22 protein-coding genes are annotated in these 20,549 nt (G+C 54.4%); 14 read left to right on the top strand and 8 right to left on the bottom strand.

Annotated features, from left to right (window positions below; translation table 11 throughout):
• The first annotated feature begins 119 nt into the window (after window positions 1–119).
• Window positions 120–473 (top strand): hypothetical protein, encoded by a 354-nt coding sequence (locus ACTF5G_RS02800; protein ID WP_438951300.1) that lies wholly within the window; start codon window positions 120–122, stop codon window positions 471–473.
• A 46-nt stretch (window positions 474–519) separates the two neighbouring features.
• Here the strand turns inward: ACTF5G_RS02800 and ACTF5G_RS02805 are convergent, their stop codons facing one another.
• The 5 genes from ACTF5G_RS02805 to htpX all read right to left on the bottom strand — a co-directional run bounded on the left by ACTF5G_RS02805 (window position 520) and on the right by htpX (window position 4,290).
• A complete protein-coding gene (locus tag ACTF5G_RS02805) occupies window positions 520–909 on the bottom strand; it encodes a gamma-butyrobetaine hydroxylase-like domain-containing protein (protein ID WP_438951301.1) in 390 nt (129 codons plus the stop codon).
• 67 nt (window positions 910–976) lie between these two features.
• Window positions 977–2,302 carry an ATP-dependent protease ATPase subunit HslU gene (hslU, locus tag ACTF5G_RS02810; RefSeq protein WP_438951302.1) on the bottom strand — a complete coding sequence of 442 codons (1,326 nt, stop codon included), beginning with the start codon at window positions 2,300–2,302 and terminating at the stop codon, window positions 977–979.
• A 118-nt stretch (window positions 2,303–2,420) separates the two neighbouring features.
• Complete coding sequence (gene hslV / locus ACTF5G_RS02815; RefSeq protein ID WP_438951303.1) at window positions 2,421–2,960, bottom strand: ATP-dependent protease subunit HslV; 540 nt, start codon at window positions 2,958–2,960, stop codon at window positions 2,421–2,423.
• A gap of 110 nt (window positions 2,961–3,070) precedes the next feature.
• Window positions 3,071–3,397: a Rieske (2Fe-2S) protein gene (locus ACTF5G_RS02820; protein WP_438951304.1), complete on the bottom strand. Its 327-nt coding sequence runs from the start codon at window positions 3,395–3,397 to the stop codon at window positions 3,071–3,073.
• Complete coding sequence (htpX, locus tag ACTF5G_RS02825; protein ID WP_438951305.1) at window positions 3,397–4,290, bottom strand: protease HtpX; 894 nt, start codon at window positions 4,288–4,290, stop codon at window positions 3,397–3,399. Before htpX ends, ACTF5G_RS02820 begins: the two co-directional genes overlap by 1 nt.
• Window positions 4,291–4,594: 304 nt before the next feature.
• Between htpX and ACTF5G_RS02830 the strand changes: the two genes are divergently transcribed.
• Window positions 4,595–5,062 carry an LEA type 2 family protein gene (locus tag ACTF5G_RS02830; protein ID WP_438951306.1) on the top strand — a complete coding sequence of 156 codons (468 nt, stop codon included), beginning with the start codon at window positions 4,595–4,597 and terminating at the stop codon, window positions 5,060–5,062.
• 26 nt (window positions 5,063–5,088) lie between these two features.
• A complete protein-coding gene (locus ACTF5G_RS02835) occupies window positions 5,089–5,874 on the top strand; it encodes a YiiX/YebB-like N1pC/P60 family cysteine hydrolase (protein WP_438951307.1) in 786 nt (261 codons plus the stop codon).
• Between the two features lie 11 nt (window positions 5,875–5,885).
• On the opposite strand, the gene ACTF5G_RS02840 is transcribed toward ACTF5G_RS02835, so the two are convergent.
• On the bottom strand, window positions 5,886–6,710 hold the full coding sequence (locus ACTF5G_RS02840) for a mechanosensitive ion channel family protein (RefSeq protein WP_438951308.1): 825 nt from the start codon (window positions 6,708–6,710) through the stop codon (window positions 5,886–5,888).
• A 101-nt stretch (window positions 6,711–6,811) separates the two neighbouring features.
• Between ACTF5G_RS02840 and ACTF5G_RS02845 the strand changes: the two genes are divergently transcribed.
• From ACTF5G_RS02845 to smrA, 7 genes are all read left to right on the top strand, one after another.
• On the top strand, window positions 6,812–7,489 hold the full coding sequence (locus ACTF5G_RS02845) for a M15 family metallopeptidase (protein WP_438951309.1): 678 nt from the start codon (window positions 6,812–6,814) through the stop codon (window positions 7,487–7,489).
• Window positions 7,490–7,528: 39 nt separating this feature from the next.
• Entirely contained in the window at window positions 7,529–8,341 is an 813-nt protein-coding gene (gene cysE, locus ACTF5G_RS02850) for a serine O-acetyltransferase (protein WP_438951310.1), read from the top strand.
• Window positions 8,341–8,703: a diacylglycerol kinase gene (locus ACTF5G_RS02855; RefSeq protein WP_438951311.1), complete on the top strand. Its 363-nt coding sequence runs from the start codon at window positions 8,341–8,343 to the stop codon at window positions 8,701–8,703. The genes cysE and ACTF5G_RS02855 overlap by 1 nt, the downstream gene beginning before the upstream one ends.
• A gap of 66 nt (window positions 8,704–8,769) precedes the next feature.
• Window positions 8,770–9,348 carry a hypothetical protein gene (locus tag ACTF5G_RS02860; RefSeq protein ID WP_438951312.1) on the top strand — a complete coding sequence of 193 codons (579 nt, stop codon included), beginning with the start codon at window positions 8,770–8,772 and terminating at the stop codon, window positions 9,346–9,348.
• A gap of 227 nt (window positions 9,349–9,575) precedes the next feature.
• On the top strand, window positions 9,576–13,112 hold the full coding sequence (locus tag ACTF5G_RS02865) for an indolepyruvate ferredoxin oxidoreductase family protein (protein ID WP_438951333.1): 3,537 nt from the start codon (window positions 9,576–9,578) through the stop codon (window positions 13,110–13,112).
• A 42-nt stretch (window positions 13,113–13,154) separates the two neighbouring features.
• Window positions 13,155–14,228: a Leu/Phe/Val dehydrogenase gene (locus ACTF5G_RS02870; RefSeq protein ID WP_438951313.1), complete on the top strand. Its 1,074-nt coding sequence runs from the start codon at window positions 13,155–13,157 to the stop codon at window positions 14,226–14,228.
• 46 nt (window positions 14,229–14,274) lie between these two features.
• Window positions 14,275–14,871: a DNA endonuclease SmrA gene (gene smrA / locus ACTF5G_RS02875; RefSeq protein WP_438951314.1), complete on the top strand. Its 597-nt coding sequence runs from the start codon at window positions 14,275–14,277 to the stop codon at window positions 14,869–14,871.
• Window positions 14,872–14,919: 48 nt separating this feature from the next.
• On the opposite strand, the gene ACTF5G_RS02880 is transcribed toward smrA, so the two are convergent.
• Together ACTF5G_RS02880 and ACTF5G_RS02885 are read right to left on the bottom strand one after the other, a co-directional pair.
• Window positions 14,920–15,492: an SPOR domain-containing protein gene (locus tag ACTF5G_RS02880; RefSeq protein WP_438951315.1), complete on the bottom strand. Its 573-nt coding sequence runs from the start codon at window positions 15,490–15,492 to the stop codon at window positions 14,920–14,922.
• A gap of 77 nt (window positions 15,493–15,569) precedes the next feature.
• Window positions 15,570–17,780 (bottom strand): primosomal protein N', encoded by a 2,211-nt coding sequence (locus ACTF5G_RS02885; protein WP_438951316.1) that lies wholly within the window; start codon window positions 17,778–17,780, stop codon window positions 15,570–15,572.
• A 269-nt stretch (window positions 17,781–18,049) separates the two neighbouring features.
• Between ACTF5G_RS02885 and rpmE the strand changes: the two genes are divergently transcribed.
• The 4 genes from rpmE to ACTF5G_RS02905 all read left to right on the top strand — a co-directional run bounded on the left by rpmE (window position 18,050) and on the right by ACTF5G_RS02905 (window position 20,463).
• Window positions 18,050–18,265: a 50S ribosomal protein L31 gene (gene rpmE / locus ACTF5G_RS02890; protein WP_438951317.1), complete on the top strand. Its 216-nt coding sequence runs from the start codon at window positions 18,050–18,052 to the stop codon at window positions 18,263–18,265.
• Window positions 18,266–18,272: 7 nt separating this feature from the next.
• Window positions 18,273–19,064 (top strand): thermonuclease family protein, encoded by a 792-nt coding sequence (locus tag ACTF5G_RS02895; RefSeq protein WP_438951318.1) that lies wholly within the window; start codon window positions 18,273–18,275, stop codon window positions 19,062–19,064.
• Between the two features lie 238 nt (window positions 19,065–19,302).
• On the top strand, window positions 19,303–20,061 hold the full coding sequence (locus ACTF5G_RS02900; protein ID WP_438951319.1) for a DUF4197 domain-containing protein: 759 nt from the start codon (window positions 19,303–19,305) through the stop codon (window positions 20,059–20,061).
• Window positions 20,062–20,112: 51 nt separating this feature from the next.
• The gene (locus ACTF5G_RS02905; protein WP_438951320.1) at window positions 20,113–20,463 is read left to right on the top strand and encodes a DMT family protein; all 351 of its coding nucleotides are present in this window, start codon (window positions 20,113–20,115) and stop codon (window positions 20,461–20,463) included.
• The last annotated feature ends 86 nt before the right edge of the window (window positions 20,464–20,549 follow it).

Here is a 20,549-nt window from a genome sequence, read left to right on the forward strand (position 1 = left end):
TGAGCAATTGTTTGTTGGACAACAGGTTAGTGTCGTCTGTGGCGTTGGGCAACCCGTTTGGCGCAACGGTTTCTCTGATCTAAAAAATCAGTTTTCTCGGGACAGGTAACTTGGTAGTTATGGAGCAATTACAGAGTGAGTTGACAGCCATGGAGCGCCGCAGGCTTAAATATCTGGCGGCAGCATTCCTGCTGGTAATCACGCTGAGCATTGCCCTGGCGTTGTACCTTGCCTCCACAGTGGGTGCCATGCTTGTACTGGGGGTCGGTTATATTGTCTGGAAAGTATTCATCATGGTGATTGAAAGACAACTGGCCATGGCCTGTAGCGTTTGTGGGCGGAGGGGCTTGACTGAAACCCCCGGATTGCCCTGCCAGTTGCCGGAATATCAATGTCGAGCATGTGGCATGCGGTTCCGGGGAGGTCGTCCCATACCCGCGACACAAACCGGTGAATCAGGGAGTGCTGACTGAAGAGCGGGTTTCAAAGCCGGTTTGCCGCGTGGCGATTCAGCAAAGCCTAATGTCTGGTGGGACTGATCAACTTGATTATCTGACGGTCCGGTTCGCGAAATTCGCCGGCGGCCTCCAGCGCAGAAAGATATTCCTGCCAGTAATTCTGATAGTTGATGGCTAGATCACGCAGATAATCCCAGGTGAAAATACCGCTGTCGTGACCATCACTGAAAGTCACCTGCAGGGCGTAATTCCCCGAAGGGGCCACATGGGTAATACGGACATTGCGTTTTCCCGACTGCAGTGTTCCTCGCCCCTTGCCGTGCCCGCGAACTTCTGCACTCGGCGAATGAACCCGCAAATATTCCCCACTCAGTGTGAAGTGGCTACCATCGTCGTATTCCAGTAACAGGCAACCCTCCTCAAGATTCAGTTTAATTTTTTTCGGTATCATCGCAGCCATCCTGTCAGTATTATCCGGTGACTATTATCGATCTACCCAGCGCATGGCTATCCAGCACCTAGAGGATGAACCGGGACAAATCTTCATCCCGGGAAATTTCACCCAGGTATTTGTCGACATACGCACTGTCAATGTCAACAAGCTCGCTTTTGCCACCGAGATCAGAGGCTTCGAACGACATTTCCTCCAGCAAGCGCTCCATGATGGTATGCAGGCGCCGGGCACCGATGTTCTCTGTCCGCTCATTGACCTCAAAGGCGATTTCTGCGATCCGCTTTACGCCATCGGCGGTAAAATTGATACGAAGCTGTTCCGTGGCCAGTAGCTCCCGATATTGCTCGGTCAGAGAAGCGCTGGGCTCGACGAGAATTCTCTCAAAGTCCGCGCTGGTGAGGGACTCAAGTTCCACCCTGATCGGTAGCCTGCCCTGTAGCTCGGGAATCAGATCCGAGGGTTTTGAAAAGTGGAAGGCACCAGATGCGATAAACAGGATATGGTCGGTTTTGATCATGCCGTGTTTGGTAGAGACAGTGCAGCCCTCGATCAACGGCAGCAAATCCCGTTGTACCCCTTCCCGGGAAATATCGGTACCCGACGTCTCGCCGCGCTTTGTAACCTTGTCAATTTCATCGATGAAAACAATACCGTTCTGCTCCGCAACTTCCACTGCGCGGACTTTCAGTTCATCATCATTGACCAGTTTCGCGGCTTCGTCCTCGGTAAGTTTTTTCATGGCCTGTGCCACGGTCATTTTTTGCCGGCTGGTTTTGTTTTTCCCCAGGTTGGAAAACATGCTCTGCAACTGGTTGGTCATTTCTTCCATGCCTGGCGGCGCCATGATTTCAACGCCCATCGGCGATGCATTGACCTCGATTTCAATTTCCCGGTCATCCAGCTCACCCTGACGAAGTTTTTTGCGGAACACCTGCCTTGTACCGGATTCTATCTCGGTCTGCTCTTTATCCCGGGCCGGGGGTAACAGGACATCGAGGATACGCTCTTCGGCAGCGTCCATGGCACGGTGCTGAACTTTCTGCATTTCCTTTTCACGCAGTTGCTTCACCGAGGTTTCCACCAGATCGCGGATAATCGATTCCACGTCCTTGCCCACATAACCCACTTCAGTGAATTTGGTGGCCTCTATCTTGACGAAGGGTGCATCTGCCAACCGGGCCAGTCGTCGGGCAATTTCCGTTTTGCCGACCCCGGTGGGGCCGATCATCAGAATATTTTTCGGTGTTACTTCATTGCGCAACTCTTCTTTCAGTTGCATGCGACGCCAGCGGTTGCGCAATGCAATGGCTACAGCACGCTTGGCGGCATCCTGCCCAATGATATGGCGGTCGAGTTCATGGACGATTTCACGGGGAGTCATATTTGACATGGCTTGGGCTCTTGTTTCCGGTTGTCGCTCAGCCAGTGGGCAGTAGCGATATAGTATGGGTAGTGGCGACTGATCGATTGGTACGGCAGAGGTCATCACTCTGCCAGCAATGCATTGCTCAGTAATCGAGTTGTTCAATCGTACGATTGTGATTGGTGTAGATGCAGATATCGCCTGCGATAGCGAGTCCTTTCTCGACGATTTCCCTGGCGCTCAGATCGGTATTGTCGAGCAGGGCGCGGGCAGCGGACTGGGCAAAAGGACCACCGGAGCCGATGGCAATCAAGTCCTCCTCGGGTTGTATCACATCGCCGTTCCCGGTGATGATCAGGGATGCCTCCTTATCGGCTACTGCCAGTAGCGCCTCCAGTTTTCGCAGTATGCGGTCTGAGCGCCAGTCTTTGGCCAGCTCCACAGCGGCGCGGGTCAGGTTGCCGCGATGCTGCTCCAGTTTGGCCTCGAATCGTTCAAAAAGGGTAAAAGCATCGGCTGTGCCACCGGCGAATCCGGCAATGATCTGATCTTTGTAAAGCCGCCGCACCTTGCGTGCGTTGCCCTTCATGACGGTATTGCCGAGGGTGACCTGCCCGTCTCCGCCGATCACAACGGTGCCATTGCGACGCACGGAGAGAATGGTGGTACCGCGATACTGTTCCAAAAGATTCTCCTTTGAGCTGTTCTATCCAGCTGAAATAATTTTATCCAGATGCCTAAATGGGGCCAGAGCCTGAGAATTCAATGCCAATTGTTGCTCTCAAACCCCTGTTATCAGGTCTCCTCGAGATGCAGTGCGCCGTTCTCAATATGGCAGGGCATGCTCTCGAGATACTGGCCGGCACAGGGTCCGGCGATGCATTTGCCACTTTCTATCTGAAACAAGGCACCGTGGGTGCTGCACTGAATGTATTGCCGGTCATAGTCCAGAAAGCGATTTGGCATCAAATTCAATGGTGCGCCCGTATGGGGGCAGCGGTTGCGATAGGCAAACAACGCCTGGCCCCGTCTCACCACCAGAAAGCTTTCGTCGGCGATCTTCACTTCCCGGCTGCCCGGGTTCGCCAGTTCATGCAGATGACAGAGCGGCTGTGCCGACATCAGCTACCTCGACGCAGTGCTTCAATACGCTCGCCCAGAGGCGGGTGTGTCATGAACAGGCGCGAAGCATGTTCTTTCCAGCCACTTGAAATACCGAAGGCGGTGAGGGTGTCCGGCATCTGATTGGGTACGTGGGCCCGGGTTTCCTCCTGAAGTCGCTGCAGCGCCGAAATCATTGCACCCCGGCTGGCCAGGTGTGCACCACTGTCGTCGGCGCGGAATTCCCGCCAGCGTGAGAACCACATCACAATCATCGAGGCAAAAATACCCAGTACGACCTGCAATACCATGACAATCATGAAATATCCCATACCGTGCCCACTGTTGTTTTTGAACACCGCCCTGTCGATAATCGAGCCGAGAATCCGGGCAAAAAACATCACAAAGGTATTCAGAACCCCTTGTACCAGTGACAGTGTCACCATGTCGCCATTGGCCACATGGCCAATTTCATGGGCCAGTACGGCGCGTACCTCCTCACGGTCAAAACGCTGCATCAACCCGGCGCTGACTGCCACCAGTGCATCGTTCCGGTTCCAGCCTGTGGCAAAGGCATTTGATTGCTGTGCCGGAAAAATACCGACTTCCGGCATACCAATGCCTGCTTTTTTTGCCAGATCGGCAACGGTTTCCTTCAGCCAGCGCTCCTCGGGGGTACGCGGCTGGTCTATCAGCTGTACGCCGGTGGACCGTTTTGCCATCCATTTTGAAATAAGCAGCGAAATGAACGAGCCGGCAAAACCGAACAGACCGCACATGATCAGCAATCCGGTGAGGTTCCCCTGAACTCCTTGAGCGGCAAGGTACTGCTCCAGTCCAAGGACTTTGAAAATGATGCTGAACAGCACCAGAATAGCGATGTTGGTGCCCAGAAAAAGGCCGATTCTTAACACGTTGTATCTCTCCTAGTGATGATATTTGCCAGCATGGTGTCGGTAACTGGCTCTCTGTAAGATGCGACTGGTTCTAAAAAATTCAACCGTCGGGCGGGTGAAGATTCTCAAGTGCATTCTGTTTTCATGCCAGTCTTGACTAGTTGACCCGATGTTTTCATAAAAGGCCATTACTATAACAAAGATGATCAAGGCGCTCTTCGGAAGATTTATGTATTCCTGGGCGGAGGTGCAGTAACCCACCATCAATCCGATGTACTATGGAGCAGGTTGGGTTCTGGTTCTGCCAACAGGAGGTTCTTTCATGACTGTAATGAAGTCTTTAGTAATACTGCTGATGGCACAGAGCCTGATTCTGCTGCCCGGGTGCGCTCTGTTGTCGTCGGGACAGCAACCGCCGGAAGTTCGGCTCAGCAATGTGGAGCCTGCCGCCCGACAAGGGCTCGAACAAAATTTCATGATCAGTCTGCGAATCCTCAATCCCAACAGCACGCAACTGAATATTTCCGGGCTATCCTACAGTCTCAAGTTGGAGGGGCATAAGCTGGTCAGCGGGGTCGCTGGGGAACTCCACCCCATTCCGCCATACGGACAGGTTGCCATAAAGGTTCCTGCGTCCACCAATCTGATCAGCGGTTTGAAAATCATTGGTGCTTTTATGGAGAAGAACGAGCAATCGGTAGACTTTCAACTGGAAACCCGGATTCACAGAGGTTGGTGGCGCATGCCGATTACTGTGGTTGAATCCGGCTCGCTCAATTTGACCAGATAACCACAGTCACTTCGGATCAAGCGCGCGTGATACTCCAGCGAATAGGCGAATGGTTAGCAAAAAAGCTGGCTGAGCCCCGATATCACAGTACCATGCCAACCCGCACAGACTTGCTGGCGGCAACACTTCGTCCCGGTGATGTGTTGTTGGTGGAGGGACTGAGTCGTTTCAGTGTGGCCATCAAGTATCTTACTCAGTCAACCTGGTCCCATTCCGCACTCTACGTGGGTTCCTGGCAAGGGCAGACCGGGATGCTAATAGAAGTGGATGTGCGCGAAGGGGTCAGGCTGGTACCGTTGAGCCACTTTTTTGGTCTTCAGGCACGGATTTGTCGACCGGTAAACCTAGATGAACAGGAGATAACCGAGCTGATCAGTTATGCGTCGGACAGACTCGGCTATCATTATGATCTGAAAAATATTATTGATTTGATGAGGTATTTGATACCCACGCCCCCAGTACCGAATCGATGGCGACGGCGGATGTTGTCGCTGGGCAGTGGTGATCCCACCCGGGCCATCTGCTCGTCCCTGATCGCCCAGGCATTTCAGTCAATACGTTATCCAATTCTGCCTAAAGTGACGCTGGAAAAGGCCCTGGATCCCGATATGCAGGAAATTTACCAGGAAATCCTGCATATCCGGCACCACAGCCTTTTTGTGCCGAGAGATTTTGATCTGTCGCCCTATTTTGAGGTGGTCAAGCCGACCCTGGTGGCCGGTTTTGATCCGCATCTGGTGACCTGGAGTGAGCCCCCCGTTGAACTGGAGATGCAGCTTCAGAAATCACCCGGGAACCAATTGCCAGATTAGCGGCAGGCCAGTTAATCCACTGTATTTAACAGGCGGATTTCCCTCTGCGGGAAGGGTATGCTGATACCGGCCTCGGTCAATGCCTGAAAAATCGCACCATTAACCCTGAACCGTGTTTCGTGAAAATATTCTGTGGGCACCCAGAAACGCATCATGAAGTTAATTCCGCTATCGGCAAAATTATCGATGCCGATCAAAGGTTCCCGGGACTCTGCGGCACCCTGTTCCGTCAATACTGACCGCAACACGTCGATGACGTTCTTTGGATCAGACCCGTAACTGACCCTCACGGTAGTTTCTGCCAGTTTGTTGGCAGCGGAGTTGTGCAGTATCTCGCCGACGATATGCCGGTTTGGAATGGTAATGCGTACATCATCCTCATCTTTCGGGATGGTGTAAGCGAGGTGAACCTCGTCCACCAAACCGGTTTCGCCTTTCACGGTGATGGTATCGCCCACCACGAAAGGACGGGTAATGATGATATTCAGACCTGCGCCATAGTTGGATAACAAGCCCTGAACGGCCAGGCCGGCGCCCAGTGAGAGAGCCCCGATGGCCGCCACAAAAGGCGTCACACTGATACCGATTTTGCCGAGGGCAATGATGGCCACGCCCACCAGAATGACAATTTTGACAAAGCTGGCGATAAAGCGGCTCAGGGTAATATCGAGCGCCTTCTTCTCGCAGAGTTTCAGTGTCGCGGCCGAGACCTTGGATGCCACAAACATGCCGATAAGAAAGACGATCAGTGCACCCACCAGCTGGAAGCTGTAGTTCACGAAAAACTGCACGATACTGTTGTAAATCGCTTCGACTTGTTGAAGTTCTTCCTGCATGACTGGCTACCCCGCTGTGTTTTGCAGGAAGCATAGCAAAATAGTATTCGGCATATTAAGGTGTTATTTTCCCGACAGGCTGCATTCTCGGCAAAACCTACATGGCAAGTATCAACAATCGAATGCTAATGGGCTGTGATGAGCAGCTTTTGCGCGAACTGGACAGCGGTGTGTTGTTGCACGGTGATGTCATCAAGCCGTTTCAAACGATGTGCGATACCGCTGCCCGGGATGGTCTGAACATCACCGTGGCCAGCGGCTACCGCTCCTTTGCGCGACAGCTGGCTATCTGGAACGACAAGGTCAGGGGCGTGCGTCCGGTACTAAATGATAGCGGACACCCACTTGACCTTGCCACGCTCGCTGACCATGACAAAGTAATGGCGATATTGCGTTGGTCGGCATTGCCTGGCTGTTCCAGGCATCATTGGGGAACTGATATAGATGTCTGGGATGCAGCGGCTGTGGCATCTGACTATCGACTTCAACTTGTCCCCGGGGAGTACGCCGGCACAGGGCCGTTCAGCAGATTGTCCGAATGGTTGCAGGAACATGCCGCCGGTTTTGGCTTTATCAGGCCCTATGCGATCGATCGTGGTGGCGTGGCTCCCGAGCCATGGCATCTGAGTTACCTGCCGGTGGCCCGGTTGTTTGAAGAAAAACTGGATACAGCATTTCTGTACAAAGTTCTGGATAATGACCGGTTGGAGTTGCGGGATGCTGTTCTGGCGAATCTCGATACAATCATGGCAAGGTTTGTGCTTCCGGGAATGACATAGTCCTGAAATGAAAAATGAAAATAGGTTTAAAAGATACTGATGGTCGATCTGCAACAAGCAACCTCTGCAAATGATGTCCTCTGGCAATCCATTCGTCGTGAAACTGCTGAGCGGGCGAGACAGGAGCCGGTTCTGGCCAGTTTTTTTTATGCTGCCGTGCTCAGTCACAAATCGTTGGAAGCAGCGCTTGCCTACAACCTGGCCGAGCAGCTCGGCAACAGTATTTTATCTCCGCTGGCCATTCATCAGGTGCTGCTGGATGCGATGCAGAGTGACGGTGCTATTTGTGAGCGGATGAGGCGCGACCTGACGGCCCACATGGAGCGTGATCCAGCCTGTAGCCAGTACTGTCTGCCGCTGCTTTATTTCAAGGGGTTTCATGCCCTGCAGGTGTACCGCGTGGCGAACTGGCTCTGGCGGCACCAGCGGCGCTCCCTGGCCCTGTTTCTGCAAAGCCGGGCATCGGAAATATTTGCGGTGGATATTCACCCCGCTGCCGACATTGCCGGCGGGATTATGCTTGACCACGCCACAGGTCTGGTGATCGGTGAAACTGCGGTGATCGGCGAGAATGTTTCCCTGCTGCATTCCGTGACTCTGGGTGGCACGGGCGCGCAGTCGGGTGATCGCCATCCAAAAATCCGCTGCGGTGTACTGATTGCTGCCGGTGCCAAAGTGCTTGGCAATATTGAAGTGGGCGAGGGGGCCAAGATCGGTGCCGGAAGCCTGGTTCTCGATCCGGTGTTGCCACACACCACGGTGGTGGGTGTTCCGGCCAGAGTGGTTGGCGTCCCTGGAGAAGCCGAACCCTCTCGCACCATGGATCAACGCATCAATCTGGATTGTGTTTGATGGAACGCATTTATGGGTTGCTAAAACGCCGTGCGCTTCATGCCACCATGTACTCCTGGCGTGGCTTGCGTGCCTGTCTTGAATACGAGGAGGCCTTCAGGGTTGAAGTGGCGGTTGCCTGCCTGCTTTTTCCGCTGGCGTTTTTCGCAGCAAAAAACCCGGTCGAGCTGGTTCTGCTGCTCGGCTCCGTATTGCTGTTGTTGATTGTGGAACTGCTCAATTCCGCTGTAGAGGCTGCTATTGACCGCATTAGTGAGGAGCACCACGATTTGTCCGGCAGGGCCAAGGATCTGGGTTCGGCAGCGGTTCTGTTGACGATACTGTTGGTGATAATTACCTGGGTTGCTATTGCTATCCAATGAATGGGTATCGTTCGATCGAAAATCAGGATGGGTTGCTATCCGTAATAGGTAAGGGGGTGACGGGTGATGAGCGATAGACGTTTTGAAGTGATTTTTCTTGGTGATGTGGTGCCCGGTCAATCCCTGCCGGAAGTGAAAAGCCGTCTTGCAAAATTATTTGGTGCTCCACCTGCCAAGGTTGAACAGATGTTTTCCGGCAGGCCGGTGGTCATCAAACGTGATCTGGATGAAGAAGCGGCAGAGCACTACAGGAATGCCTTAAAAGAGGCTGGCGCTCTGGTGGATATCCGCCCTGTTGAGACGGTCAGTGAGATCGCCAACCATACCGGCGCCACAGAGGAAAAAGGGCAGGCCCCCACAGGGCCGACCACGGATGATTCGCCAGCCCAACAGACTCTGGCCTCTCCGTCCGGTCCGGAAAATCTGCAGGCGGCAGAAACTATCGATGTCGCCCCGGTAGGGGCAGATGTCCTGCTCTCTGAGTATCGCCGGGACTTTACGCCCAGAGATCTGGACACGTCCTACATGACTGTCGATGAACCCGGTGTCGATGTGCTGAAGGATAATGAGAAAGCCCCGTTCGTAAAGCGGGATGTGGATACCTCCCATCTCTCTGTGAAAGAGCCTGACAGTGAAGGATTCTGAATAGTCAGCATCTGGCCACCCCCATCGCCCGACATTTATACATGACGCGACTGTTGACAATTTTCCAACTGCCTCCTGGATAGAGTCCTGGTGATGTCTTCAGGAACAGCCTGAAAATTTCCGTTAAAGGGGCCTTGTGACGGGTCCGCGCAATACGGACTGACCTCGATCACCAACCTGAATACTGGACTATGCTTTTGATAGGGCAGGATCGGTGATGTGGCACGCTGTGCTTTGTTCAAGTCGGCCGTCCCACCGCTGATGTTAGTGTGGAGGTGTATGTGACCGTTACGCTCAATGACAAGTATCTTCTGGATAAAGGTCGCGCTTTTATCAGCGGCATTGAGGCACTGGTTCGCCTGCCGATTTTACAGCACCAGCGGGATCAGCAGCGGGGGCTGAAGACAGCCTGCTTTACTTCCGGTTATCGCGGTTCGCCCCTGGGGGGCCTCGATCAGGCGTTGTGGAAAGCCAGGCCGTTCCTCGACAAACACGATATTTGTTTTCAGCCCGGGATCAATGAAGATCTGGGTATGACGGCTGTGTGGGGCAGCCAGCAGGTAAATCTGTTTCCGGGCGCCCGCTACGATGGTGTCTACGGTATGTGGTATGGCAAGGGTCCCGGTCTCGACCGCAGCATGGATGTACTGAAACATGCCAATGCGTTTGGCACCTCAAAATACGGCGGGGTACTGGCGGTGGTGGGCGATGATCACGCCAGCAAATCCTCCACCTTGCCGCATCAGAGCGACCACATGTTTATCGGTGCCACCTGCCCCGTGCTGAATCCCGCCAGTGTGCAGGAGGTGCTCGATCTGGGTATTTATGGCTGGGAGTTATCCCGCTACTCCGGTTGCTGGGTGGGAATGAAAGTGATCACTGAAAACTGTGACGCGGCGATTTCTGCTGAAATCGATCCCGGCCGTGTGCACATTGTCTTGCCGGAGGATTTTGAATTTCCCCCGGACGGTGTTCATGGTCGCTGGCCTGATACCCCTCTGGAACAGGAACAGCGTCTGCAGCGCTTCAAGATCTATGCCGCGCTGGCGTTTGCCAGAGCGAATCATCTCAACCGGATTACCCTGGATAGCCCCAATGCCCGATTGGGTATTGTCACCACTGGGAAATCCTATCTGGATACGTTGCAGGCACTCGATGATCTGGGCATCGACGAAACCCTGGCACGCGAAATTGGCCTGCGACTTTACAAAGTAGGTATGAGTTGGCCGCTCGAGCCGTCGGTTACCCATCAGTTTGCCGACGGGCTTGAAGAAATACTGGTGATTGAAGAAAAGCGCAGCGTGATTGAGGACCAGCTCACCGGGCAGCTCTATAACTGGCCGGTGGACAAGCGCCCCAGGGTGGTGGGGGAATACGACGAACACCGTCATCTGCTGGTGACCAACCTTGGCGAACTGACGCCGTCAGTGATTGCCCAGGTAATTGCCGCGCGTATTGCACGTTTTTATACCAGTGAAGTTGTCGAAAAAAGGCTGGCTTTTTTGCAGACCAAACAGCAGGCGCTGACCAGCAAGTCGTCAATGCTCGAGCGGAAACCCTGGTACTGTTCCGGCTGCCCCCACAATACCTCCACTGTGGTGCCGCATGGCAGCATGGCGATGGCCGGCATCGGCTGTCACTATATGGTGCAGTGGATGGATCGTGATACCTATACCTTTACCCAGATGGGTGGTGAAGGGGCCACCTGGATAGGTCAGGCACCGTTCACTGATACCCGCCATGTTTTCCAGAATCTCGGCGATGGTACTTACTTTCACTCCGGGCTGCTGGCGATTCGTGCCGCCATCTCGGCAGGCGTTAATATCACTTACAAGATTCTCTATAACGATGCGGTAGCCATGACGGGCGGGCAGCCGGTGGATGGTTTTCTCAGCGTGGCCCGAATGACCTATCAGTTGCGCGGCGAAGGGGTAAAACGCCTGGCGGTGGTATCGGATGACCCCGCGCAGTTTGATCGCGATTTCCCGCGGTTTGAGGGTTTGACGATCGATCATCGGGACCGGCTCGATGCGATTCAGCAGGAGTTGCGCGAGGTTCCCGGTACCAGTGTGCTGATTTATGTGCAGACCTGTGCCGCCGAGAAACGCCGTCGGCGCAAAAAAGGGCAGCTGGAGGATCCTGCCAAGCGGGTTTTTATCAACGAAATGGTCTGTGAGGGCTGTGGCGATTGTGGTATCAAGTCAAACTGCCTGTCGGTACTGCCCAAAAACACACCGCTGGGTCGCAAGCGGATGATTGATCAATCTGCCTGCAACAAGGACTACTCCTGTGTGAAGGGGTTTTGTCCCAGCTTTGTCACAGTGCACGGTGGCGGCCTCAGGAAGCACCGGGGTCTTGAGGACGATACCCGGTTATCTGAACTTCCCTATCCGTTGTTACCTGAAATTACCATTCCCTACAACATTCTGGTGGCGGGTATCGGTGGCACCGGGGTGCTGACTATTGGCTCCGTACTGGGTATGGCCGCCCACATTGCTGACTTGGGTACGTCTGTATTGACCCAGACGGGCCTGGCACAAAAATTCGGTGCTGTTACCAGCCATGTGCGCATTGCCAACCATCAGGCAGATATCCACGGTGTTCGTATTCCAGCCGGGGACGCACACCTGCTGCTGGGGTCGGATCTGGTGGTTTCGACCGGGCAGGAGGCATTGGCAAAAGTGAACAGTGAATTCTCTGCCGCGGTAATCAACAGTCATGAGACGCCGACCGCCGAATTTACCCGCAATCCGGATGCCCCTTTTCCCTTTGCTGATATGACTCAGGCCATTCGCGATGAAACCGGTGCCGAGCGCACCTGGTTTATCGACGCCACAGCCCTGGGTGCCGGGCTGCTGGGAGATGCCATCAGCGCCAATATGCTGTTATTGGGCTATGCTTGGCAACTCGGTTTGATTCCGCTGCCGTTAGAGTCGATTGAACAGGCGATTACCCTGAACAATGTGTCCGTGGCGATGAACCTCAGGGCATTTCAGTTTGGCCGCCATTTTGCAGTAGATCCGGAAAACATTCTCGCGATGGCGGGGTTGGCAAAAAAGCCGTCCGTCAATCCCGATCCATCACTGAATGAGTCTATTGAATATCGTTACCGGTTTCTGGTGGACTACCAGGATCGGAATTTGGCGGACAGATATCGTCATCTGGTGGAAGCTGTCCGTGTTGCAGAACGCAACCGGTTCCATGAAAGCGATGATGAAAAGCTGTTATTGACTCGTGCGGTGGCTGAAAATTATTTTAAATTGCTGGCCTGCAAGGATGAGTATGAAGTGGCGCGACTGTTCACCAATGGTGATTTCGAGCGTCAGTTGAGAGATGAATTCGAGGGTGATTTCACGCTGAAGTTTCACTTGGCTCCCCCGATTTTCGGTCATCGTGATCCACTAACCGGCCATCTCCAGAAACGCGAATTTGGCCAGTGGATCATGCCGTTGTTCAGGCTGCTGGCAAAATGCCGTTTTCTTCGGGGTACGCCGTTTGATCCTTTCGCTTACAGTGAAGAACGTCGCACAGAGCGACAACTGGTGGCGGACTATGAGGCGCTGGTGGAGATGTTGCTGGTTGAAATATGTCCAGACAACTATCCAACAGCGGTGGAGCTTGCGTCACTACCGGAGAAGATCCGCGGATTTGGTCACGTCAAGGCCGACAACCTGAGTCGTATCCGTCACCGCCAGACAACATTACTGGCCGAACTGCAGGGATCACCGGTGATGATCGTCCCTGTGGCCGGGACCGGAAAATAGCCGGCTTCAAGGCTGGGCAGAGTCGAGTAGAGGAGACAGTGGATGAGCGTGTTTTCCCATCCGGCATATGACCACCATGAAAAACTGATCTTTCACCAGGATGCCGCTTCGGGATTGCAGGCGATTGTGGCGATCCACAACACCAACCTGGGATTTGCATTGGGTGGGTGCCGGATGTGGCATTACGCTTCCGAGCACGATGCCGTGGCTGATGTGCTGCGCCTGTCCCGCAGTATGACCTACAAGGCAGCAATTGCCGGGCTCAATCTGGGGGGCGGCAAAAGTGTGATAATCGGTGATCCGCGCCGAGATAAGACCCCTGGCCGCATGCGTGCTATGGGCCGGCTGATCAACAGTTTGCAGGGGGAGTATGTCTCGGCAGAAGATGTCGGTATCAACGAGCGGGATATTAGCCTGATGGCCAGTGAAACCCCGTTTGTGACCGGCTACCAGGCAGCGAACCGAACCGAAAGCGGCGGCGATCCGTCACCGCTCACGGCCTATGGGGTTTTTCGGGGAATCGAGGAAGCGGTCAGGTTCAAGCTGAACCGGGACAGTCTGGCTGGCGTCAGGGTAGCGATTCAGGGGTTGGGGAAAGTCGGATATGAGCTGGCCCGCCTGTTGACCGGCGCTGGTGCGGTGGTATTGGCAACGGATATTTTTACCGAGAATCTCAGCCTTGCGATCAAGATGCTGGGTGTAATACCGGTACCTTCCGAGGAAATTCATCGGCAGTCTGTCGATGTATTTTCACCCTGTGCCATGGGGGCAGTGCTGAACGCGGGATCAATTCCCGAACTATTGGCACCAATCGTGGCGGGCTCCGCCAACAATCAGCTTGCCAAATCGGCTGATGGTCGACGGCTGGCGGATGCCGGTATTCTCTATGTGCCCGATTATGTAATCAATGCCGGCGGCCTGATTGAGGTCTACTATCAATATGTTGGGGCCGATCGACGAGATGTGCGGCGGCATATAGACCGGCTGGCCGGGGAGACATTGCCAAAAATTTTTCATCTCGCGCAGGAGCGTAATACGCCTACCAGTGAGGTGGCCGATCAGCTGGCCAGAGAGCGTTTCATGATCCCGTCTGCCGACTATGCCGAGACAACCTGATACCCGTCAGCGCTATAATGCGCTTTGTATATGACAGGAAGACCATGTGACTGACGACGATGACGGTATTTTCCGCCAACAGATGAAAGATGTTGAGCCGCTTAAAAAAGCGGCTGAGCGGGTTCCTCTGAAACAATCACCCATGATGACACCCGGACTGGAATCCCGTCGGCGTGCTGCCGAGGCGGCGATCGGCAGTGATGTCGATGGCCTGTCGTCAGAGGCCTATATCCTGCCGGTAAAGCCAAGGGATGTTCTGTCATTCAAGCGCAGTGGCGTCCAGCATGGCGTCTTCAAAAATCTGCGGATGGGGAAGTATGCCGTCGATTCGCGGCTCGATCTGCATCGCCTGACGGTTGAGCAGGCGCGGCAGCAGGTTTACCTCTTTATTCAGGATTGCCTGAAACACGACATACGCTGTGCATTGATAACCCACGGGAGAGGGGACAATCGGGAAAAACCCGCACTTCTCAAAAGCTGCACCAACCATTGGCTGCAGCAGATGGATGGGGTGCTGGCCTTTCACAGCGCCCAGCCACAGCACGGTGGCACAGGCGCCACCTATATCATGTTGCGCAAAAGTTCGCGGAAACGTATTGAAAATCTGGAGCGGCATCACAAAGGAATCAAGTCGCGCCTGTAGTAGAGTGGCAGACGGTTCCACCTGGTGACTGAGAGCCTTTGCTGGGTGCTATTGCTTGCGCTTCAACAGCAGTGAATCAATCCCGTTTCCCGACAGACTCTCTCTCGCGCTCGCCAGTTCCGCGCGGTTGGCAAACGGGCCCACCAGAACCCGGTGCCAGGTTTCCCCTGGACGGGGGCTGACCATCTCGATACTGGCGCTGAGATTCAACAGCAGCAGTCTGGCCCTCAGGCTGTCTGCATCCCGGTTACTTTTGAAAGACCCCACCTGAAGTAGAAATACTTCCTTGACTGTGGGCGTTGTGGGTGTGCTTGAGGCCGGATCAACCGGTGTTTCTTCCACTTGCGGGACCGAGGAATCCGGCACGATCACTTCGGTTTCCCGCAGCAGGGTGTAGAAATCAAAACGTGGTTTAACACTGGATTCCTCCTCGACGGGTTTTACAACGGGTACCTCGGGTGCGGTCTGATCCGGTGCCTGAAGAAGAAAAGTTACCAGGATTCCTACCAGAATACCGGCCAACAGCCACAGCCATCCCGGAAGGGTCTGCCGGGATGGGCTCTTCTTGCGAACATTGCCACTATTGCGGCGGCCAGTTTTTCTCGCGTAGTCCCTGGTCATCTGTTTGTCTATGCTCCGGTGAAGGACGCCATTGTAGGGGTAACCTGCCGAGCCTTCCAGACTCTAATTCTGATGTTCTAGCTCATGTCCTGGGGGTCAACATCCACCGACCAGCGAATTTTCCCCGCCAGTGGGGACTGCTCCAGGATCGGGCAGAGGGTTGCCAGCAGGTGCTGGAGAGCCGGACGCTCTGCGCTGCAAATCGTCAATTGGTGCCGAAAACGACCACCTCTCCGCTCCATGGGTGCGGGTAGCGGGCCGAGGTAGCTGAGGTGGTTTGTCGGGGGCAATAATATCTCTGCCTGTTGGCGGGCGAAGCTGAGGAAGTTTATGGCCAGCTGACCATTTTCAGCCTCGGCACGCAGCAACACCAGATAGCTGAACGGTGGCAGCTGAGCCAGTTTTCGCTCAGTCATCAACAGATCGGAAAACGTCGCATAGTCCTCTCGGGTCAGGGTGGTGAGCAGCGGGTGATCGCAATGATGACTTTGCAGGATGACCGTGCCGGGTTTGTTGCCCCTGCCGGCCCGGCCAGCCACCTGGGTAATCAATTGTCCCATCTTCTCCGGCGCCCGGAAATCCGGGCTGAACAGGCCAGCATCGGCATCCAGAATGGCCGCTAGGGTAACATTGGGGAAGTGGTGCCCCTTGGCCAGCAGCTGCGTGCCGAGCAGAATACAGGGCTCTCCCAGATGTACCCGGTCGACCATTTTCTGCATGGCTTGCTTGCGCCGGGTGCTGTCTCTGTCCACCCGAATAACGGGAAAGTCCGGAAACAGTGCTTCAAGGGTTTCCTCGCTGCGTTCGGTGCCCTGTCCGAGACACTGCAAATGAAGGCTGCGGCAGATGGGGCATTGCGGTGGTACCGACTGTCTGAATTCGCAGTGATGGCAAACCAGCCGTTGAATCTGACGATGAACCGTCAGTCGCGCTTCACAGTGCAGGCAATTCGCTATCCAGCCACATTCATGGCAGGTTAAGGTCGGCGCAAACCCCCGACGATTCAGGAAAACCAGCACCTGATTGCCGTCATTGAGGTGGGACTGAATGGCATCAATCAGTTCTCTGGAATAGCCCCCGGACAGGTTTGCCTTGCGGATGTCGACGGGCTGCCAGCGTGGATGCTGAGCGATACCGGGGCGGCAGGACAGAATCAGGCGGGTGTAGCGTCCCAGTTCGCAGTTGTATCGGGTTTCCAGGGATGGTGTGGCCGATCCAAGGATCAGGGGAATGGACTCCATTCTGGCCCGCACCACGGCGAGATCCCGTGCCGAGTAGCGAAACCCCTCCTGCTGTTTGAAAGAGGCATCGTGCTCTTCATCTACAATCAGAATGCCCGGTGCATGCAGCGGTGTGAAAATAGCGGAACGCGTGCCCATTACAATCGGGGCGGTACCGGTGCGTGCAGCGTCCCAAGCCAGGATGCGCTCCCGGTCCGTGAGGCCGGAATGGAGTACGGCCACCGGGCAGTTGAAACGGGTTTTGAAACGATCCAGGGTTTGTGGCGTCAGGCTGATTTCCGGAATCAGTACCAGCGCCTGACGCCCGTACCGAATTACCTTTTCGATGGCCTGTAAATAAATTTCGGTTTTGCCGCTGCCGGTTTGACCATCCAGTAAATAGGTGTGAAAGCCATGCAACTCAATGCGTTCCATAGCCTGTTGTTGTTCGGGATAAAGGGGCAGGGGGGATTCCGATAATAACTTGTCCGGGTCGAATAACCCGGTGTTCAGTCGGGTTTCCAGCGATTCGATCAGGCCCTTGTTTTCCAGTTGTCTATGCGCGGCAACACTGATGCCATGTCGCTGAAAATCGTCCTTTGTGGCGGAGGGTTGCTGTTGCAGTAAATTCAGTGCCTGTTGTTGTCGGGGGGCACGCGCAAGGGCGCTGTCTGGCAGCCCCTTGCCAGACAGCGTCAGTTGCCAGCGAACTTCGCTTCGCTGGGGTATGGCGTCCCCTTTGCGAAGCGCCGCCGGGAGCGCTGTACTCAGGGCATCGCCAGGGGGGTGCTGGTAATACCCGGCAGCCCAGACACAGAGTTCCAGAAAGGTTTCGGGCAGCAACGGTTCATCTTCCACCAGTTCAGTCACAGGCTTCAGCAACGCGGTAGGATGTTCGCTGGATGCCGCAATTTCGATGACGACCCCGATGACCTGGCGGCTACCAAAGGGTACCCTGACGCGGCAGCCTGGTCGGGGCAGTCGGGGATTATTTTTTGCAGGGATATAGTCGAACAGTCGCCGCAGCGGGGAGGGGACAGCAACACGGATAATGATAGATTCAGTCATTGATGTGTTTTTTTGCTAAAACCTTGAATGGGAATCGTTTTCTGGTAGTATTCGCGCTCCGTTTAAAGGCGGCATGTGGTGCCCGACATTTGAAAGGCATCCCGAGGGATTGAACGCAATCTGTTATCAGCAAACCGAGGCGAGACCCGCAGTGTACCAGAAGTGCACTTGGGTTAGAGTGATCGGTTCGGCAAGCAGGAGTGAATCAATATTCGGGTTGCACAGGTAGGATCGGGTTGGCGATATGCAAGAGACTGAGGCAATGAGATATGAAATCCGAAATCCACCCAAATTACGGCACACTGTCAGCCACCTGCAGTTGTGGCAATGCGTTTGACGTAGGCTCCACCATGAACGGCAGCATCCACGTGGATGTCTGTTCAGCCTGCCACCCGTTCTACACCGGTAAGCAGAAAGTCGCTGATACAGGTGGTCGTATCGACCGTTTCAACAAACGTTTCGCCGGTCGTTCCGCCAAGAAATAATCTGAATATGTCTGCCTTTCGAGGCAACCGATGCGCGCTCTGGATGATATGCCAAAGCGCGTTTTTTGTTGTCTGGCTGTTTGTCGCCGGTGGGCCCGCCAGGGCTGATCTACGCTGCCAGCCTTTCGCCCCGCTGGAGAAGGTTGCTGTCACTCATGTCTATGACGGCGATACCGTCAAACTGGGCGATGGCCGCAAAGTTCGATTAATCGGTATCAATGCCACAGAACCGGGCCGCGATGGACAACCGGGTCAGCCGTTTGCCACCGAGGCCCGTGACAGGTTGCGCAGCCTGATCAGGGCTGCCTCGGAATTACATCTGTTAACGGACCGGCAAACCCGTGATCGCTATGGTCGAATACTGGGCCACCTGTTCAATGAGCTAGGAGACAGTCTTGAACAAACCCTGCTGGAACAGGGGCTGGCCTACCATGTGGCGGTGCCGCCCAACTTGACGCTGGCGGATTGTTTCGCCCGTGCCGAGCAGCTGGCTGTCAAGCAACAGCGGGGACTCTGGAGTGGTGCCGGTATTGCCCCCGTCCTCGCCATAGAAGTGCAAGACGGGGGTTTCAAGCGATTGCAGGGCACCGTAACAGCCGTTCAGACCGGTAGCCACTGGCGGCTCATTCTGGATGATGTGATCAATGTGATGATTTATCCGGAACACCGCCATCGCTTTGAGACAAAACAGCTGAACAGTTTGCAAGGCCAGCGAGTGGAAATACAGGGATGGGTTTACCGCAGCCGAGGGGAATGGCGAGTCAAATTGGAAACCGGCCATGGGCTGGCGGTGTTGTAGCCAGGGATTTTTCGTTCAGTAAATTTTAACATTGTTTCAAAAATCGGCGTCTCCATTCTAACCGTATCAAGCAATACGGTGTTGCAGGGGACTCCCGGGATCAGTAGTTGCGATACCTGCGTGGCCCACGTTTTGGCTGGGATTTTCTGACCCTATGGTCGACACCAAAATCCGGTAACACTGGATGGGGCAGCGTGCTAATCTGATCGCCTGTGATTACTTTGGATGGAGATGTGTCATGGACAAAAATACCGTTTTTCTGAGCTGTGTATTGGCAATTGCGCCATTGTCTGTCAGTGCGGCCAGTTGGTGGGATGCCGGCAAGGAACTGCTCGGTGGCAATACGGGAAACACGACAGAAGCCGCTGCATCGGTCGGTGGCTTGACTGATCTATCCACCGATGAGATTGCCGCTGGACTTAAAGAAGCTCTGCGTGTGGGTGCCGGTAATGTGGTTTCACAATTGGGTGCTCAGGACGGGTTCTACCTCGACGAGGCGATTCATATTCCATTGCCGCCACAACTGCAGCAGGCCAAAGGTGTGCTTGAGCAGGTGGGTATGGGCGCCAGTCTGCAGGAGCTTGAAGTGAAACTGAACCGGGCTGCCGAAGCCGCTACCCCCAAAGCCAAGGCGATGTTTCTCGATGCCATCAGTGCCATGACTATCGATGATGCGAAAAAGATCTACAGCAGCCCAGAAGACGCTGCTACCCGCTATTTTAGTGAAAAAATGCGTGGCCCTCTCGCCGAGGAAATGCGCCCGGTGATTGAAGCCAGTCTCGCTGAGGTGGGAGCATTGCAGACTTATGATGCGATTGCCAGCAAATACCAGACCCTGCCTTTTGTCCCCGATCTCAAAGCCGATTTGACGGACTACACGATAAACGGTGGCATGGATGGCATCTTTTATTACCTGGCCAAAGAAGAGGCGGCAATTCGCGAGAACCCGGCCAAGCAAACCACTTCACTGCTGAAAAAGCTGTTTGGTCAGCCCTGAACGGAGGTTGGCAATAACGTCGGCTAAAAACAGGCTTCTGGTTTTGTGGTCATGCACCCTGTTCTACTCTCCATAGCACTGCTGATCTGCAGCAATGTCTTTATGACCTTTGCCTGGTATGCCCACCTCAAGGCGTTCAATCACAAACCCTGGGTAATCGCGGCCCTTCTCAGCTGGGGTATCGCACTGCTGGAATATCTGTTTCAGGTACCGGCCAATCGTATCGGCTACACGATGCTGAATGTCGGTCAGCTGAAGGTTATTCAGGAAGTGATCACGCTGAGTGTTTTTGTCCCGTTTTCAGTCATGTACCTGAAAGAGCCCCTCAAGCTTGATTACCTGTGGGCCGGGTTATGTCTGATGGGGGCGGTTTATTTTATGTTTCGCGATCGGTTGCTTTGATTGGCTGTATCGTCACGTTCACGCAGCGGTTTCAGGTCGATACCCATCAAAATTCCCTATCAGCCACTTTGCAGAATACTATCTGT

The organism is Porticoccus sp. (assembly GCF_965660005.1).
In the GTDB taxonomy this organism is placed as follows: Bacteria; Pseudomonadota; Gammaproteobacteria; order Pseudomonadales; family Porticoccaceae; genus Porticoccus.